This is a genomic window from Glaciimonas soli, assembly GCF_009497155.1.
Lineage (GTDB): Bacteria > Pseudomonadota > Gammaproteobacteria > Burkholderiales > Burkholderiaceae_D > Glaciimonas > Glaciimonas soli.
The window spans coordinates 697,909-713,480 of record NZ_WINI01000001.1 but is presented as its reverse complement, the minus strand read 5'-3'; the positions used below and the strand labels follow the sequence as shown (position 1 = coordinate 713,480).

Genomic DNA, 15,572 nt, shown 5'->3' with positions numbered 1-15,572 from the left:
TGTTCCAGTAGTCAGTCCAGCCGAATTGGTGGAATAGAAATTCACGGATTTTTTCGTCTGGAAAGGCGCGAGGAGGAGTCATAGCTAGCTATGGCGACAACGAGCAACGCAGCCAGACGGGAAAAGACGCAATTTATATCCGCTAATTTGGCTGGACTGACTACTTGACATCCTGACGGAGGTCATGAGCTGTGCCGAAGGTTGGCATGGTTTATGACCTCCGTGATCTTTTTCCATTGTAAGTATGTTCAAAAACTGTTTATGCGTTGTTGTGCCTCCTTGTCGTACAAGTTGTACTGCCTGCGTCGGCACGCCTGGTCTAAACAGCTCGTTGAACATACTTGTTTTTTGAGTGTATTCCTATGAGTTCAGTCCCTCTTACTAAACATGGCGCGCAATTGTTGAAAGACGAATTGCATCTTTTGAAAACAAAAGAACGTTCAGCTGTTGTCGCAGCTATTGCTGAAGCACGTGCACACGGCGACCTTTCGGAAAACGCAGATTATGACGCCGCCAAAGAGCGCCAGGGTTTTGTTGAAGGTCGCATTGCTGATTTGGAAGGCAAGTTGGGTGCGGCATTAATCGTTGATCCTAAAACATTGGATGCCGATGGCCGTGTCGTTTTTGCCTCTACCGTTGACCTGGAAGATTTGGAAAGTGGCGATAAAGTCACTTATCAAATTGTGGGGCTTGATGAAGCGGATATTAAAGACGCAAAAGTATCTGTCACTTCCCCAATCGCACGCGCATTGATTGGCAAAAGCGCTGGTGATGTTGTTGGCGTACAAGCACCATCAGGTATACGTGAATATGAAATTCTGAATGTTCGTTACGTTTAAGTAGCATCTACACTGGAGCATCGATGTTAGTCGTGCGTGCAAGATTGTTAATTGCTACTTTGTGGGTAGGAAGCTTGTGGGCTATCGGTTATCTGGTAGCACCTACCTTGTTCGCAACGTTATCGGACCGTATTTTGGCGGGAACGATTGCGGGAAGCCTGTTTCGGGTTGAGGCGTGGTTGGCAGTTGCATGCGGTGTTTCTTTGTTACTGCTGTTTTGTTACCGGACGGCTGATGATCATGCTCCTTTGCGCAAGACGCTGCTTAAATTAACGTTGGCAATGCTGTTATGCACCGTCATCGGTTATTTTGGTGTTCAACCATTTATGGCTGCCTTGCGCGCAACTGCTGCTGCAACCGGTGGTGTGATGGATGGTGCTGCGAAAACTCAGTTTGGTATTTTGCATGGCGTGGCTAGCGGTATTTATTTAATACAAAGTTTGCTGGGTGTCGCGTTGATATTGAAATTGCGTAAATTGAATTAGCGAATTTAGAACCAATTTAAAAAAATCATGCAGACAATAAAAGCCGTTGTTACTGGTCACACAAAAGGTCTGGGTGCTGCGATTGCAGAAAATTTGTTAGCGAAAAATATCCCAGTCCTTGGTTTATCACGCGCCTCAAATGCTGCATTGGCGGCGCGATTTCCTGATACGTTCCAGCAAGTCTCGCTTGATTTGACAAATACTGTCGCGCTCAATGTATGGCTTTCCAGCGATATTTTGCAGCGTTTTTTTACCGATAGTCAGTCTGTTCTCTTGGTTAACAATGCTGGCATGTTGCAGCCCGTTGGTCCGATAGAGACGCATGATTTTTCAACGATTGCTGCGGCCATTAATCTCAACGTTGCTGCACCGATGATGTTGGCTAGCGCCGTCCTTGCTGCAAGTCAAAACGTCAAAGACAGGCGCGTTATGCATATTTCCAGCGGAGCTGGGCGCAGTGCGACAGCAGGTTGGGGTATTTATGGTGCAACCAAAGCCGCGTTGGATCACTATGCACGAATTGCGGCTACAGATTTATCGCCAGGCGTGCGCATAGCCAGTGTTGCGCCTGGGATTGTTGATACGGATATGCAGAGTGAAATTCGTTCAAGCAGCGTTGAAAAATTCCCATCACTGGAAAAATTTCAAGCCTTCAAGAGGGATGGTGCTTTATCCAGCCCGGATGAATGCGCGCGACGGCTGACAGCTTATTTGTTGAGTGATCAGTTCGGTGAGACCGCTGTGGCGGATATTCGCCAGATAGTCGTCTGAAAACTTTGCAATGTGCCGTTTCAATAAAAATTGAAACGGCTTAATGATCATTACTGACCCAGCGCTGATTTTTTGCTGCTTTTCTGACGTGGTTTTGCGCGTTTAACGTTACCGCCTTGGGTGACGCGCTCATTGCCTTTTACCATGGTCTTGGTAACTGAAGGGCGCTTGGTACCACTTGGGCTTGGTTTGACGATAGTCACTTCACGCATGCCCATACCTTTACCACGGGAGTCATTGCGCGATTTCAGTGTCTCTTTCACGGCTTCTTTTTTTGGACGGTACACCACCAACAATTTGCCAATATGCTGCACCGGTGCGGCACCGAGTTTGTCGCAAATGGTTTCGTAGATAGCAATTCGCGCTTCGCGATCGTCGCCAAACACACGGATTTTGATTAAACCGTGTGAATTTAAGCAACTATCGATTTCTTTCAGCAAGGTTGGTTTCAGACCTTCTTCGCTGATGATAACGACAGGGCTAAGTGCATGGGCTTCGGAGCGTAGTTCGCTGCGTTCTGCGGATGTAAGTTTCAACATGGGGTTCCTATTAAAGGCGATTCCTTAAAAACGGTATTCTACGCGAATGGCAAAGAAGAAATTAAACAAAAACTGGCTACACGACCACATAAATGATCCTTATGTGAAGATGGCACAAAAAGATGGCTATCGCGCGCGCGCTGCTTACAAGCTCAAAGAGATCGATGAAGTTGATAAATTGATCAAACCTGGGCAGATTATTGTCGACCTTGGTTCCACCCCCGGAAGCTGGTCTCAATATGCTCGTAATAAGTTAGCGGGGCAAGAGGGCGGCGGTATTCACGGTCTGATCATCGGCTTGGATATATTGCCGATGGAGCCGATTGCTGACGTGCACTTTATTCAGGGCGACTTTCGCGAACAAGAGAGTTTGGAGCGGCTGGAGCGGTTGTTGAACGGACGAAAAGTTGATTTGGTGTTATCGGATATGGCACCAAATCTATCGGGTATTGCGATTGCAGATGCGGCACGCGTTGAGGAAATTATTGAATTAGCTATCGCATTCGCGCAACAACACATGAAACCTTCAGGGGCATTGTTGGCAAAATGTTTCAATGGCACTGGTTATAACGAGGTTTTGCAACATTTTCGACAAGCTTTTGTTACAGTAGGGTCACGTAAGCCCAAGGCCAGCCGAGATAAATCTTCTGAGATATTTTTATTAGGCCGCACCTTGAAAAATCCACAATAAGCCCCCATTGTTTTTTGAGCGACTTTGCATTTTGTAACATTTTGTCCTTGATTTTCATGGAGATAGCCGCACATGCAAACTAGCAAGCTTGCGCTATTCCGGGTAAAATCAAAGACGTACTACTCGTACCACTTATCAATGTGTTAAGTGCAGCACCACCGTAAATCGACGCCCACGCGTTCAAGGAGTTCTAGTGAACAATATGTTTCCCAAAGCCGCCATCTGGGTGGTCATCGCCATGGTGCTATTCATGGTTTTCAAGCAATTTGATACCAAAGGCATGTCCAGTGGCGTGGCACCGATAGCGTATTCTGATTTCATTGCAGATGTGAAGGCTGGGCGTATTACCGATGCAGTGATTGAAGATCGGAATATCACAGCGACTACGTCTGATGGGAAGAAAGTTAAAACCTCTGCTACATTCCTGGATCGTGGTCTGGTTGGTGATTTGCTCAACAATGGTGTGAAGTTTGACGTCAAACAGCCTGAAGAGCCTTCATTCTTGTCCCAAATATTTATTTCCTGGTTCCCGATGATTTTGCTATTGGGCGTCTGGATTTTCTTTATGCGTCAAATGCAGGGTGGCGGGAAGGGCGGAGCTTTCTCGTTTGGCAAGTCAAAAGCACGGATGCTAGACGAAACCACGAACACCGTAACCTTTGCTGATGTGGCCGGCTGCGATGAGGCCAAAGAAGAAGTCACTGAGATCGTTGACTTCCTGCGCGATCCAACTAAATTCCAAAAATTGGGTGGACGCATTCCGCGCGGCGTATTGATGGTAGGTCCTCCAGGAACAGGTAAAACTTTGTTGGCGCGAGCAATTGCGGGCGAAGCGAAAGTACCTTTTTTCACAATTTCCGGTTCGGATTTCGTTGAAATGTTTGTCGGTGTCGGCGCATCACGTGTGCGTGACATGTTCGAAAATGCTAAAAAGCATTCTCCTTGTATCATTTTCATTGACGAAATTGATGCTGTTGGTCGTCATCGCGGTGCCGGCATGGGCGGCGGTAACGATGAGCGCGAACAAACATTGAACCAGATGCTGGTTGAGATGGATGGTTTTGAAGCCAATTCCGGTGTAATCGTTGTTGCTGCAACAAACCGCGCCGATGTGTTGGATAAGGCGTTGTTGCGTCCAGGTCGTTTCGACCGTCAGGTAACCGTTGGCTTGCCGGATATCCGTGGTCGTGAGCAAATTTTGAATGTTCACATGCGTAAAGTACCGATCGCACCAGATGTCAGAGCGGATATTTTGGCACGTGGTACACCGGGCTTCTCTGGCGCCGATCTGGCTAATTTGGTCAACGAATCGGCATTGTTTGCCGCTCGTCGCAGCAAACGTGTCGTTGAGATGCAAGATTTCGAAGATGCCAAAGACAAGATTTACATGGGGCCAGAACGTAAATCCATGGTGATGCGTGAGGATGAGCGCCGTAATACTGCGTACCATGAGTCAGGTCATGCAGTCGTTGCGAAATTACTCCCTAAAGCGGATCCAGTGCACAAAGTGACTATCATGCCGCGCGGTTTTGCCCTTGGTTTGACATGGCAGTTGCCTGAGCACGATCAGATTAGCGGCTACAAAGACAAAATGCTGGAAGAAATTTCCATCTTGTTTGGTGGTCGTATTGCCGAAGAAATTTTTGTCGGACAAATGTCGACTGGCGCTTCCAACGATTTTTCACGTGCAACTAAGTTAGCTCGTTCTATGGTGACGCGTTTTGGTATGTCTGATACGTTGGGCGTGATGGTGTACGAAGATGAAGAGCAACCGGGTTATTTTGGCGGCTCTTCCAAAACTATTTCGGAAGTCACGCAACAAAAAGTCGACGCTGAAATCCGGAATATTTTGGATACGCAATACGCTTTAGCACGTAAATTATTGGAAGAAAATCGCGACAAGGTCGAAATGATGACCAAGGCTTTGCTGGATTGGGAAACGATTGATGCGGACCAAATCAACGACATCATGAGTGGCTTGGAACCTCGTTTGCCAAAATATGGCGTACCAGAAAAAAGAGCTACATCAGATAATCCGCCAGGTGGTGGTGTGACACCAAATGCGACGGCTCCGGCCTGATTAAGTATTATATTTAGTCATTAAAAAAGTGGCTGCATCTGCATGACGGTTAGCTTTATATAAAAAGGGTGGGGAGTAATTCCCACCCTTTTTGCTTTCAGAATCTACTACTTGGCATACGCAAAATTTCCCTTGTTCCGTGATTCGATCTAGCTGCACTAAAGTGCTATTTTCGTTTTAACGCAATGCCGGACCAATTTTGCGTAAGCCTCATATAAACGTAAAAAATAAAATGCAACAATATCTGCAATGCGGGCGCTATCGCTTGCCCGTGAATACACCAGCCGCACGGCCACTAGTGATGGGAATCCTTAACATCACACCTGATTCTTTTTCAGATGGTGGGCGCTCGTACGGATTGGAATTCGCCTTATCCCACGCTGAACAAATGATTGCTGACGGTGTTGATATCATCGACATCGGCGGCGAATCCAGTCGTCCCGGCAGTCCGGCGGTATCGCTGCAAGAAGAGCTCGATCGCGTGATGCCCGTTATCTACGCCTTGCGCGATTGCGGCAAACCATTGTCAATCGACACTTATAAGACTATGGTGATGCGGGAAGCCTTGGCTGCCGGTGCGGATATGATTAATGACATTAACGGCTTTTGTGCGGAAGGTGCGTTAGATGTTATTAAAGATAGCGACTGCGGCTTATGCGTGATGCATATGCAAGGACAGCCGCAGACTATGCAGGAACGACCTGAATATCAGGATGTCGTGGCTCAGGTAGAGCAATTTTTAGCGGCGCGGATAGAGGTAATGACGCAAGCGGGAGTGGCGCGTGAGCGGATATGTATTGATCCCGGCTTTGGTTTCGGTAAGACTTTGTATCATAATGTAGGCTTGTTGAAAAATATCGCTACGCTGCAGCAGAGTTTGGATTTGCCTTTGCTGGCAGGTATGTCACGTAAAACCATGATTGGCGAAATGACCGGAAAACCACTGGAAAAGCGTTTGGCTGGCAGTATTGCCGCGGCGTTGGTAGCGGTGGCGCAAGGTGCCAAAATTGTGCGCGTGCATGATGTTGCTGAAACGGTAGATGCACTTACGATTTGGCAAGCAGGGCAGAAAAATTAAGAGTACAGGAAGTACTTCAGGAATCGATTTAGGAATAATAATGACAAGAAAATATTTTGGTACCGATGGTATTCGTGGTCGTGTTGGCGTTGCACCGATCACCCCGGATTTTGTAATGAAATTAGGTTATGCCGCCGGTAAAGTTTTGGCGACAACGGGCGCGGCGTCAGTTGCTAAACCGACCGTTCTGATCGGTAAGGACACGCGCGTTTCAGGCTACATGTTAGAGGCTGCTTTAGAGGCAGGATTTGCGGCCGCAGGTGTAGATGTGATGCTGGCAGGGCCGATGCCAACACCAGGGATCGCTTACCTGACCCGCGCGTTGCGTTTATCTGCTGGTGTCGTTATTTCCGCATCTCATAATCCATTCGATGATAACGGCATCAAGTTCTTTTCTGCAGATGGCAATAAATTGCCAGATAACGTTGAAATCGCGATCGAAGAGGCGTTGGAGCAACCGATGATATGTGTTACGTCGGACAAGCTGGGTAAGGCCAGGAGGCTTGATGATGCTGCAGGTCGTTACATCGAATTTTGCAAAAGTACCTTCCCAAATGATCTCGATTTACGGGGTTTAAGCATCGTCGTCGATAGTGCGCACGGTGCGGCGTATCACATCGCAACGCATGTATTTCATGAATTGGGTGCTGAAGTAATTGCCATTGGAAATCAACCGAATGGATTCAATATCAATGCGGGCTTTGGCGCTACGGCACCCGATGCATTGGCAATTGCCGTACGCGCTAATCGCGCCGATATCGGCATTGCGCTGGACGGTGATGCCGATCGTTTGATCATGGTTGATGCGACTGGACGTATCTACAATGGTGATGAGCTGCTCTATGTGATGGTCAAGGACAGACTGAAACATGCCGGCTTAAAAGGTGCGGTTGGCACCTTGATGACGAATATGGCGTTGGAAGTCGCTTTCAAAAAAATGGGCGTACCATTTTCGCGGGCCAAGGTTGGTGATCGATACGTGCTTGAGCAACTTAAAGAGCGTGGCTGGCTGTTAGGCGGCGAAGGTTCCGGGCATTTACTTTGTTTGGATAAGCACACAACGGGCGATGGTATCGTCTCGGCGTTGCAAGTATTATCAGCACTCAAACGCAACGGGCAAACACTGGAACAGATGACGGCGGATATCAGCATGTATCCACAAACCTTGATCAACCTTAAAGTCACTCCGGGTTTTGACTGGCAAAAACAAGCCGAGGTTGTTGCTGAAAAAGCGGCGGTCGAAGCCGAGTTGGGCGAGAATGGCCGAGTATTAATCCGAGCCTCCGGGACCGAGCCATTGATTCGCGTGATGGTTGAGGCCAAGACCGCGGAGCTTGCCGCCACGATGGCCCGTCGTATCGCTGATAAAGTACGCGTTTAATTTTAATAAAATCGTTTTATACAATCGATGTCAAAACATCAAACACACATTTTAGTCGTAGAAGATGAGCCGGGAATCGCGGCGCTTTTGCGCTTTACTCTCGATGACGCTGGTTTTTCTTGCGACATTGTGAGCAACGCAAACGATGCACGGGTAGCGACTGCTGCCAGATTGCCGCAACTCATCTTGTTGGATTGGATGCTTCCTGATTCGTCAGGGCTAATATTGCTGCAAGAGTGGCGAGGCCATCCTCGCAGTGCCGCTTTGCCAGTCATTATGCTGACAGCCAAAGGTATGGACGAAGATAAAGTGCGTGGCTTGAATGAAGGGGCGGATGACTACATTACCAAGCCATTCTCCCCTAAAGAACTGGTGGCGCGAATACAGGCAGTGTTGCGCCGTAAAACGCCGGAACTTGGCCATAGTACATTGAAATATGGTGCGATCAATATAGATACGGATCGTTATCAAGTGACAGTTGAAAATCAAGTTATTGAGCTTGACCAGGCAGAATTTAAATTATTACGTTTTTTAACGGCGCACCCTGAGCGTATTTTTTCTCGCGCCCAGTTACTCGATAAAGTATGGGGCGACCATACTTTTATTGAAGAGCGGACTGTCGATGTGCATATCATGCGCTTACGCAAATCATTGGGTTCTGCGGCTGACTATATCAAAACGATACGCGGTGTCGGTTATAAAATAACAACAGAGGTTTGATGCTTCAAACAGGCGCTATTTGTTGAATATTTTTTTGCGACAAAAAGACGATATTCTCAAATGTTATTTCCCATTTGCATGAACCATGCATCCATATATTTCTATCAAAATTGTTCTATTAACTAATCTAATCGGAAGCGCGATCCAGTATCAAATTGTTGAAATACGTTGACAAAAGGGATCCCTCCGACTATAATTTTTGTCTTCGGAGTGTAGCGCAGCCCGGTAGCGCACCTGGTTTGGGACCAGGGGGTCCAAGGTTCGAATCCTTGTACTCCGACCAAAATTTAAAAGCGGGCTGTCTTTGGCAGTTCGCTTTTTTCATATCTGCATTCCGGCTGTAGCTCAACTGGATAGAGCATTCGGCTTCTACCCGAAATGTTGGGGGTTCGATTCCCTCCGGCCGGACCAATTTTTTACTTTTAAATCAATTATTTAAGCCTCCATTTCAAGTTTTGGGGTATTTCCCCCTGATCTTCGCCTTTATCTTGTCTAATTCTGTGGCGTTATTTTTGCCATTAATACGCGCGGCATAATCCATAAAAAACACATCAACTCCATGGCCAGGTTGCCCGGCTATATATGCTGGGTTTGCTCCGGACATTAATCCAGTTGTTGCATAAGTGCTACGCATGCAATATGGGCGGCAATACCCATACTTAACAATTTTAATATTGGCTTCCAGTGACACCTTCTTGCATTCTGGTCGTCAGGCCACGGTTCGTTGTTGACGGGATCGTGGAATACTCTTCCGCTGATGTGCAAGAATGTCCATTTTTTCTGACGCTTTAGAGCCGATCATACTGGAGTGTTGACACATTACAGTCCTGTTCTTTTAGCACCTCGTGGAGAAAGCGCTCGATAGCCATCACGAGTGCGAGTGGTGTTTCGTTCATCGGATAGTGGCCTGCATTTTCCAAGACCTCGACGGTGGCGAGCGGATATCGTCGAAGGTAAGTTTCGGTCATCAGTTTCATGTTGAACGTCGGATCATGCGCGCCGACGAGTATCTTCACCGGATGGCGCCCCTCGATTTCATCGCTAAAGTCTGTATCGGCCCAGGCGCGCAAGTAAGCGGCAAACGCCTTCTTTGATGAATGCGCAGCCGAATAGGTGGCTTGTCGAGATAGCGACCATGCCGCAGCTTTCATTGAATGCGCCGTTGCCCGCAGATCCGCGTCTTGCACGAGTATGTCGGCATATATTCGTAGCGCCGTCGATCACAATCAGTCTAGACATTGTTGCCGCCGAAGCGGGGATGAGTCGGAGGACTTTCACGCGCTTGTTTAGAGCGCAGTCTGGCGTAAGTTTTGGAGAGTGGCGACAGCAGGTCTGTCAACTGGCGGCAATCGAACGCCTGAGCCTGGGACAGCCGGTAACGCGGGTAGCGCTTGATCTAGGCTATGCGAGCCCGAGCGCATTCGCGGCCGCATTCCGCCGTGTGTTGGGCGCAACACCGAGTCAGTACTTGGACAGCTAGCGCCTAAATGGCGAAAGTCGAATCACGTCCAGCTTTTCAATCGCATGAATACCTGTTGAATGAAACCAGACGCGGTCCGCCATGACGAGAGCAACCATCCAGGCGGCTCCCATGATTATCCAGTCAGCGCGTCCGCTTTTCCACCAATTTAGCGAATGCCTTTTTGATACCCAGAGCCACGGTACTCCTAGCGGGTTCGGCCAGTCGGCGAGCAGATGCATGATGCCGCCCGCAGCGAATCCAAAGGGCAGCGCCATCACGGGGGAGTGGCGCAATTTATAGTAGGAAGTGACCAAGAGCGCTATCCACGCAATACCCCAATGCGTAACGGTTCGATGGGAAATCCAGGAGTGCCGTCCACGGCCACTCGACCACCATGAAAGTTCTAACCAATCCGGTGCACCACCGCCGGCGTATCCCATCAGAAAAGCGAGGATGCTCCAAACATGAAGAGGCCCCGAGGCGGAAGCTTGTGAGACGATTGCCGCTGCGATGAGTCCAGCGGCCCAACCGGTAGACTGGTGTGCTTCTTTAGATGCCACAAAATTCCTTGCAAAGTTGATTCCCAAGATGTTCGGGCTCGGCATTATCGGCTATTTCGATGCGGATCGCTGCGATTCGCTAATGGCTGTTATTGGCGATGAGAATTCTGGTCAGGAGACATGTTTGAATATTTTTTCAAACATGATGTCACGGAGAAATGGAGAGTCGCCCGTGGAAGATATATTTTATTTACTGCGACGTTACTATCTGGATTTGTGGTTATCTGGATATATGCTCAAATACGAGGATAGATTGGTTAGCTACTGATGCAAATCGGCCAATTGGAGCCATTCATGTCGGTGACGTTCGTCGCCGGCTTCAGGCTGGTAGTAGACAGCCACGATTTGAATGCTTTAACGTTTCAATTCAGCGGCCCCCGAAGCGATCCGCCGGAATGAGCGGTTAAGTATTGCCAAGAGTCTCGGGAGGAGAGGCCTTCTTCAAGCTGAACAAGCTATTTAAATCAGAAGGGAAGCTCATTCAGCGGTGGCGCTTGCCGGGTATCGCTGCGCTACCTATCCTGCAATTTTCATTTGCGTAAGACTCCCGTCACCCACAAATGGACGAGGGGAATCTTGCTGCGGACTCAGGTGATATTAATTATGCTGCTTGCAAATTATTTTTCTGATTTTTATTTACTTTGAAAACGAGCGTCATGACCAGCGCCGAAATCAAAACCAGTATCAGATAGCTATAGCCGAGATTGGCTTGATTTTCTGCTGGCAGGACAGATACGATACCAGAGCTCATCGTCGATACGATCACATACATAAATCCACCGGTCAATCCGCTAGCGATACCAGCATTTTTGGGGAATCTACCCAAGCAAAAAGCAAAATAGTTATTGAAGATATAGCCGGCGCACGCGTGAATGATAAAAGCAAAGAACAGCAGCGAATAGAGACTCGATACGATGGCCGTGCTGAGTAACATCGCACCCACGAAACATATCTGTAAACTCAGACAGATCATCAATTTTTTGAAAAACGGAAACTTGATCGTGCTTTTCCCAATAAATCCGCCGGTCATCCAGGCGAACCCGGAAATCAAAGCGCCATAGCCAGCAGTGACTGGCGTCAAATGCAGGTGATGTTCTATGATAAACGGGGCGGTCATGTTGTAAACCATCACCATCGAATACGCCAATCCGATCATGGCCATGCCTAATACAAAACTATACGTTTTGAGCATATCGAGATAAGTATTGAAAATATTCTTGAGATTGAAGCTGGAGGGGTTTTTCAAAGTCTCTCCACCGAATATACCTTCCAGAATAGCCAGCACGATTGCCAGCCCGGCGAGCAGGTAGAAATTTGATTCCCAGCCGAAACTCGTCTGTAAATAGCCGCCAATAAAAGGCGCAATGATTGGACCTGAAGACCATATGATAGAAAACAGACTCAGGTAATGCTTGAGCTTATCACCGCTAAATAAATCAACAAAATAGGCTCGTTTGCTAACCACAATCGTCCCTACTGTTATCCCGTGTATTACGCGCATGACGTAGATCAGGTAGATGTTTTGTGTGTTGGCGATGATGATACTGGCTGCGGCAAAAATAACTAAAGAGATCAAACAGGCTTTGTAGCGACCGAAGCTATCGAGCACACTACCGATAAACAACTGAGATGCGCCATAACTGATTAAGAACAGCGTCAAAGTAAATTGCACCTGTAAGCTGCTTGCGTTTATGGCCGACGTCATACTGGGAAGTGATGGGATATAAATGTCGGTGGCAAATCCTGATAGCGGCATTAACGCAAATGCCAGCAGCGTGGCGATTCCTTTATTCGATTCTTTTATCATGATGCAAAATTTCTGTATGGATTTGAGCAGATTGGTTAGCACGAACGTGATCTGCGAGGAAATGTGTAGCGCGGTCAGTTGCCTCTTGATAAGATTGATCGATCGGGCGTGCGCTGCACCGCAGAAAATTCAGTTGGAGGAGCATAGCAAACTTCTAAGAATGGTGCTGACAGCCCCAGCGTCTGACTTATTGATAGACTCGTAATTCGTTAACTGACCGCAATCGCTGGAAAAGCGGAAGGTAGTACACCTGATCATCACGGTCTGCTTAGGGCCGAACTAGGCCTGTCGTGACAGACTCAAAACGGTCAGATGCAAACATTGATGAGCTCAGCCCAAAGCGGACATCAAGGCCGTCATCGTTGTATGCTACGGCTTGCAGCTCTCAGCATCGCAGGTGTCTCTTTGTTCATGGCGTGAAATGAGACTGTAGAGCCGCACCAGCTATGTTTATCCTGCTCTGCCGTAGCAAATTTGTAGCAGTTGTTTTTGGCAATACTTCAACCAGGGCATAAGATGAGCGCTGAGTTTTTTATTTCAAAAAATTCCAGAGGCATGCTGGAGAAAACTATCCTATGTGTAGTCTTTCTGACGATGTGTCGATACGCTCATACTCAATCTTTTCCCGTCACAGCGGAATATCCACAACCCTGGCCGACCATTAAACGAGATACGTCTGAACACACGCTGCATTCGATGGACGATCACCAAACGCCTGAATCTCCCTTCGCACGCGCAATAGCACGGTCTGCGACAAAGAGTTTTATTGAACTTGGTATCGAAGCATCGACAAAGGCACTTATTGATTGCCAAAAGGAGACATCCAGTACGCTGACAACGTCCTTTGGGTGGGCGGAAAGCCAACAAGCCCACTGCTTTCGGTATTAGTGGCAATCTACCTGTTTATATGGCTTGGTCAGAGCGCCAGCCAAGTGAAGGTGCATCTGAGGCGTTAATAGCGCATCTGGACGCAACTAGTATGTGGCTTTTGCCAAAAGAAATTGACACTATCGGCGTTGCAGAGTTCGAAGAATTGTTCACGGGCGTTAAAATTCAAATGGGCGAGACGTAATTTTTTTCCTTACGAATGTCCGCTGACGAGATACTCGGCTGGCCGCAACGGGGCGAACTAGGCCTGTAGTAACTGACTAAAAATGGCTAGGAGCGGTCGCGTGGATTTATCGTTGGAATCGTTGGTCAGTTACGGCATTTAGCAATGTAAGAGGTATGCAAATTGGCATACCTGTGTTTCTCTATTCATAGATTGATTCACGGTCGCCACTGTCGAAAGCGGACAAAGAGATTTTCCATCAGAGGAGTGAACAAAATGCTCGTTTATATTTTTCGTGGCCCTGGTCGCGTGTTCGGTTTTACGGCAGACGAGACGGGGGAGAACCTGTCTGCGAGATTCGCTCCCTGGGTTCTATTTAAGTCGGTGGAGCTGAACCGAGAAACACCAACTCCGGGCGTTGACTCGGGAGAGTGTCTGGACGACATCGAGAGGTATGGATTCCACATCACCGATGCTCACGTTCGCATTACTGACAAGGTAGTTTGATAACGGGCTTAATCCGTCCACTTTCCATAACGTCGGTCGCGAGCCTCTGCGGTGCTTCGGATACGTTGGACAGTTTTCCGCCAATTGCGGCCGGTCGAGTATCCCCGGTTGACAGGCCGCTTCGGACTAAATTGCGCTCTTTGCGTGATCCGAAATCTGCATGATTAATTAATAGAGTTTCCCCATCCTCTGGGTACTAACCGAGAGGTGGGTCACTCGCTTACTGGAGGAAGCTCACATTAATTTTCATGCCGCACTGTCTCCCGCATGAAATATAGCGGTGAAAGAGAAACTAAGGTGGTGACAATCAGTATCCATGCAGGCACTAGAGGATTGCCGGTGGCATTAACTAACCATACCGTAAAAAGCGGCGCCCCGCCGCCGAAAATGGCAACAGTCAAGCTGTAAGCGAGAGAGAAGCCGGTGCCACGCACTTTAGCGGGAAGACTTTCAGGAATGAACACCAGCTCGGCTGTTCCACTGATTGCATTGAGCAAAAATATAGCGGCTACTACGATAAAGAGAGTGACATATGAAGGCCAGGTGACAATGGACCAGAATCCCGGCAACACGCAAAGAACCAATGCAACGCGACCTATCAAAATAACCGGCTTACGGCCGATCTTGTCAGACAATGTTCCCGCCAACGGTGCCGCAATTATTGAAACGGCTCCACCTACCAGTCCTGTCAACATTGCCACATACATTGGTAAGTGCAAGGTTCTTATTGCATAGGTCGTCATGTAGATACTCATGGTCACCGTGACAGTACCCGAAATACACAACATAAGACAACGAGCAAGGTTCCAGAAATTATTTCCTAGCAGATCGCCAAACAACGCCTTCGAAGAAGTGTGGCGTTCTTCAATATTAAGGGTTTCGGTAAAATTTTTTCGAATGTACATACCAACGGGGAAGATCAGAACGCCAATTAGGAAGGGGACACGCCATCCCCAAGACTCAAAAGCACTCTCGGACAAATAAAGAGAAAGCGTCGATCCCAGTACACTACCGAATGCAAATCCCAAGCTCTGACTCACAATCTGAAAACTTGAATAAAATCCTTTTCTGGCACTTGGGGCAGATTCGATTAGATAAGTCGTCGCAGTTCCGATTTCTCCACCTGCCGAAAATCCTTGAATTAAGCGTGCCAGCACCATCAGCAAAGGTGCCCATATTCCTACCAGATTGTAAGATGGCAGCACGGCAATCATCCCAGTGCCTAAGGCCATTAATAAAAGTGTCAACGTCAGTGTCTTCTTCCGACCAAAACGATCAGCCATAGATCCCAGCACAATGGCTCCAATTGGACGCATCAGATAACTTGCACCGAAAATACTTAATGTAAATAATAATTGTGCCAGTTCGTTCTCCTTAGGGAAAAATACTTTTCCAAGGGTCACGGCGAAGTAACCGTAAACAACGAAATCGAATGTCTCCAGAGCGTTGCCAATCACGATGCCCGTGACCAGTTTGCTCATTGAACCTGATTTTGTAGTCTGCTCGGTGGATCTTGGCAGGATAGAATTAGCTTGTGAAATCATGGATGTGTGCTCCTATAATTTTAATATCGAGGACAGTGCGGCTAATTTAAATATTCA

Annotated in this window: 14 protein-coding genes, 2 tRNA genes and 2 pseudogenes; 13 read left to right on the top strand and 5 right to left on the bottom strand. The window is 47.8% G+C overall.

Going from position 1 to position 15,572, the window contains the following annotated elements:
* The first annotated feature begins 362 nt into the window (after positions 1 to 362).
* From greA to GEV47_RS03310, 3 genes are read left to right on the top strand one after another with little or no spacing between them, the layout of a single operon-like run.
* Positions 363 to 839 carry a transcription elongation factor GreA gene (gene greA, locus GEV47_RS03320; RefSeq protein ID WP_153233263.1) on the top strand — a complete coding sequence of 159 codons (477 nt, stop codon included), beginning with the start codon at positions 363 to 365 and terminating at the stop codon, positions 837 to 839.
* Positions 840 to 862: 23 nt separating this feature from the next.
* Positions 863 to 1,324 (top strand): DUF4149 domain-containing protein, encoded by a 462-nt coding sequence (locus GEV47_RS03315; protein WP_153233262.1) that lies wholly within the window; start codon positions 863 to 865, stop codon positions 1,322 to 1,324.
* A 27-nt stretch (positions 1,325 to 1,351) separates the two neighbouring features.
* Positions 1,352 to 2,095 carry an SDR family oxidoreductase gene (locus GEV47_RS03310; RefSeq protein ID WP_153233261.1) on the top strand — a complete coding sequence of 248 codons (744 nt, stop codon included), beginning with the start codon at positions 1,352 to 1,354 and terminating at the stop codon, positions 2,093 to 2,095.
* A 50-nt stretch (positions 2,096 to 2,145) separates the two neighbouring features.
* Here GEV47_RS03310 and GEV47_RS03305 read toward each other — a convergent pair whose 3' ends face one another.
* Positions 2,146 to 2,634, bottom strand: a complete 489-nt coding sequence (locus GEV47_RS03305; protein WP_153233260.1) for a YhbY family RNA-binding protein — start codon at positions 2,632 to 2,634, stop codon at positions 2,146 to 2,148.
* A 46-nt stretch (positions 2,635 to 2,680) separates the two neighbouring features.
* On the opposite strand from GEV47_RS03305, the gene GEV47_RS03300 reads away from it, so the two are divergent.
* From GEV47_RS03300 to GEV47_RS03270, 7 genes are all read left to right on the top strand, one after another.
* Positions 2,681 to 3,325: an RlmE family RNA methyltransferase gene (locus GEV47_RS03300; RefSeq protein WP_153233259.1), complete on the top strand. Its 645-nt coding sequence runs from the start codon at positions 2,681 to 2,683 to the stop codon at positions 3,323 to 3,325.
* A 193-nt stretch (positions 3,326 to 3,518) separates the two neighbouring features.
* Positions 3,519 to 5,405 carry an ATP-dependent zinc metalloprotease FtsH gene (ftsH, locus tag GEV47_RS03295; RefSeq protein WP_322741530.1) on the top strand — a complete coding sequence of 629 codons (1,887 nt, stop codon included), beginning with the start codon at positions 3,519 to 3,521 and terminating at the stop codon, positions 5,403 to 5,405.
* 232 nt (positions 5,406 to 5,637) lie between these two features.
* Positions 5,638 to 6,483, top strand: a complete 846-nt coding sequence (gene folP, locus GEV47_RS03290; protein ID WP_153233258.1) for a dihydropteroate synthase — start codon at positions 5,638 to 5,640, stop codon at positions 6,481 to 6,483.
* A gap of 40 nt (positions 6,484 to 6,523) precedes the next feature.
* Complete coding sequence (gene glmM, locus GEV47_RS03285) at positions 6,524 to 7,864, top strand: phosphoglucosamine mutase (protein ID WP_153233257.1); 1,341 nt, start codon at positions 6,524 to 6,526, stop codon at positions 7,862 to 7,864.
* Between the two features lie 27 nt (positions 7,865 to 7,891).
* On the top strand, positions 7,892 to 8,584 hold the full coding sequence (locus GEV47_RS03280) for a winged helix-turn-helix domain-containing protein (protein ID WP_153233256.1): 693 nt from the start codon (positions 7,892 to 7,894) through the stop codon (positions 8,582 to 8,584).
* 206 nt (positions 8,585 to 8,790) lie between these two features.
* Positions 8,791 to 8,867: transfer RNA gene (locus GEV47_RS03275), tRNA-Pro, on the top strand.
* Positions 8,868 to 8,918: 51 nt separating this feature from the next.
* Positions 8,919 to 8,995: transfer RNA gene (locus GEV47_RS03270), tRNA-Arg, on the top strand.
* 377 nt (positions 8,996 to 9,372) lie between these two features.
* On the opposite strand, the pseudogene GEV47_RS03265 reads toward GEV47_RS03270, so the two are convergent.
* Positions 9,373 to 9,702: pseudogene (locus tag GEV47_RS03265) on the bottom strand (alpha/beta fold hydrolase); the annotation flags it as partial.
* Here GEV47_RS03265 and GEV47_RS03260 point away from each other — a divergent pair.
* Positions 9,702 to 10,064, top strand: a pseudogene (locus GEV47_RS03260) (helix-turn-helix domain-containing protein); the annotation flags it as partial. The pseudogenes GEV47_RS03265 and GEV47_RS03260 overlap by 1 nt on opposite strands.
* On the opposite strand, the gene GEV47_RS03255 reads toward GEV47_RS03260, so the two are convergent.
* Positions 10,061 to 10,606 carry a metal-dependent hydrolase gene (locus GEV47_RS03255; protein ID WP_322741529.1) on the bottom strand — a complete coding sequence of 182 codons (546 nt, stop codon included), beginning with the start codon at positions 10,604 to 10,606 and terminating at the stop codon, positions 10,061 to 10,063. The pseudogene GEV47_RS03260 and the gene GEV47_RS03255 sit on opposite strands and share 4 nt — an antisense overlap.
* Between GEV47_RS03255 and GEV47_RS19340 the strand changes: the two genes are divergently transcribed.
* Positions 10,557 to 10,874 (top strand): hypothetical protein, encoded by a 318-nt coding sequence (locus tag GEV47_RS19340; RefSeq protein WP_194270591.1) that lies wholly within the window; start codon positions 10,557 to 10,559, stop codon positions 10,872 to 10,874. The genes GEV47_RS03255 and GEV47_RS19340 overlap by 50 nt on opposite strands.
* A 333-nt stretch (positions 10,875 to 11,207) precedes the next feature.
* Here GEV47_RS19340 and GEV47_RS03250 read toward each other — a convergent pair whose 3' ends face one another.
* The gene (locus GEV47_RS03250; protein ID WP_153233253.1) at positions 11,208 to 12,413 is read right to left on the bottom strand and encodes an MFS transporter; all 1,206 of its coding nucleotides are present in this window, start codon (positions 12,411 to 12,413) and stop codon (positions 11,208 to 11,210) included.
* Between the two features lie 907 nt (positions 12,414 to 13,320).
* Between GEV47_RS03250 and GEV47_RS03245 the strand changes: the two genes are divergently transcribed.
* Positions 13,321 to 13,485, top strand: coding sequence for a hypothetical protein (locus GEV47_RS03245; protein ID WP_153233252.1), 165 nt, complete (start codon positions 13,321 to 13,323; stop codon positions 13,483 to 13,485).
* 725 nt (positions 13,486 to 14,210) lie between these two features.
* Here GEV47_RS03245 and GEV47_RS03240 read toward each other — a convergent pair.
* On the bottom strand, positions 14,211 to 15,515 hold the full coding sequence (locus tag GEV47_RS03240) for an MFS transporter (protein ID WP_153233251.1): 1,305 nt from the start codon (positions 15,513 to 15,515) through the stop codon (positions 14,211 to 14,213).
* Positions 15,516 to 15,572 lie beyond the last annotated feature (57 nt).

What these genes read in the sequence shown, in the direction of transcription:
- greA (WP_153233263.1), top strand. Translation starts at nt 363, where the DNA reads ATGAGTTCAGTCCCTCTTACTAAACATGGCGCGCAATTGTTGAAAGAC.
- GEV47_RS03315 (WP_153233262.1), top strand. Translation starts at nt 863, where the DNA reads ATGTTAGTCGTGCGTGCAAGATTGTTAATTGCTACTTTGTGGGTAGGA.
- GEV47_RS03310 (WP_153233261.1), top strand. Translation starts at nt 1,352, where the DNA reads ATGCAGACAATAAAAGCCGTTGTTACTGGTCACACAAAAGGTCTGGGT.
- GEV47_RS03305 (WP_153233260.1), bottom strand. Translation starts at nt 2,634, where the DNA reads ATGTTGAAACTTACATCCGCAGAACGCAGCGAACTACGCTCCGAAGCC.
- GEV47_RS03300 (WP_153233259.1), top strand. Translation starts at nt 2,681, where the DNA reads ATGGCAAAGAAGAAATTAAACAAAAACTGGCTACACGACCACATAAAT.
- folP (WP_153233258.1), top strand. Translation starts at nt 5,638, where the DNA reads ATGCAACAATATCTGCAATGCGGGCGCTATCGCTTGCCCGTGAATACA.
- glmM (WP_153233257.1), top strand. Translation starts at nt 6,524, where the DNA reads ATGACAAGAAAATATTTTGGTACCGATGGTATTCGTGGTCGTGTTGGC.
- GEV47_RS03280 (WP_153233256.1), top strand. Translation starts at nt 7,892, where the DNA reads ATGTCAAAACATCAAACACACATTTTAGTCGTAGAAGATGAGCCGGGA.
- GEV47_RS19340 (WP_194270591.1), top strand. Translation starts at nt 10,557, where the DNA reads ATGAGTCCAGCGGCCCAACCGGTAGACTGGTGTGCTTCTTTAGATGCC.
- GEV47_RS03250 (WP_153233253.1), bottom strand. Translation starts at nt 12,413, where the DNA reads ATGATAAAAGAATCGAATAAAGGAATCGCCACGCTGCTGGCATTTGCG.
- GEV47_RS03245 (WP_153233252.1), top strand. Translation starts at nt 13,321, where the DNA reads ATGGCTTGGTCAGAGCGCCAGCCAAGTGAAGGTGCATCTGAGGCGTTA.
- GEV47_RS03240 (WP_153233251.1), bottom strand. Translation starts at nt 15,515, where the DNA reads ATGATTTCACAAGCTAATTCTATCCTGCCAAGATCCACCGAGCAGACT.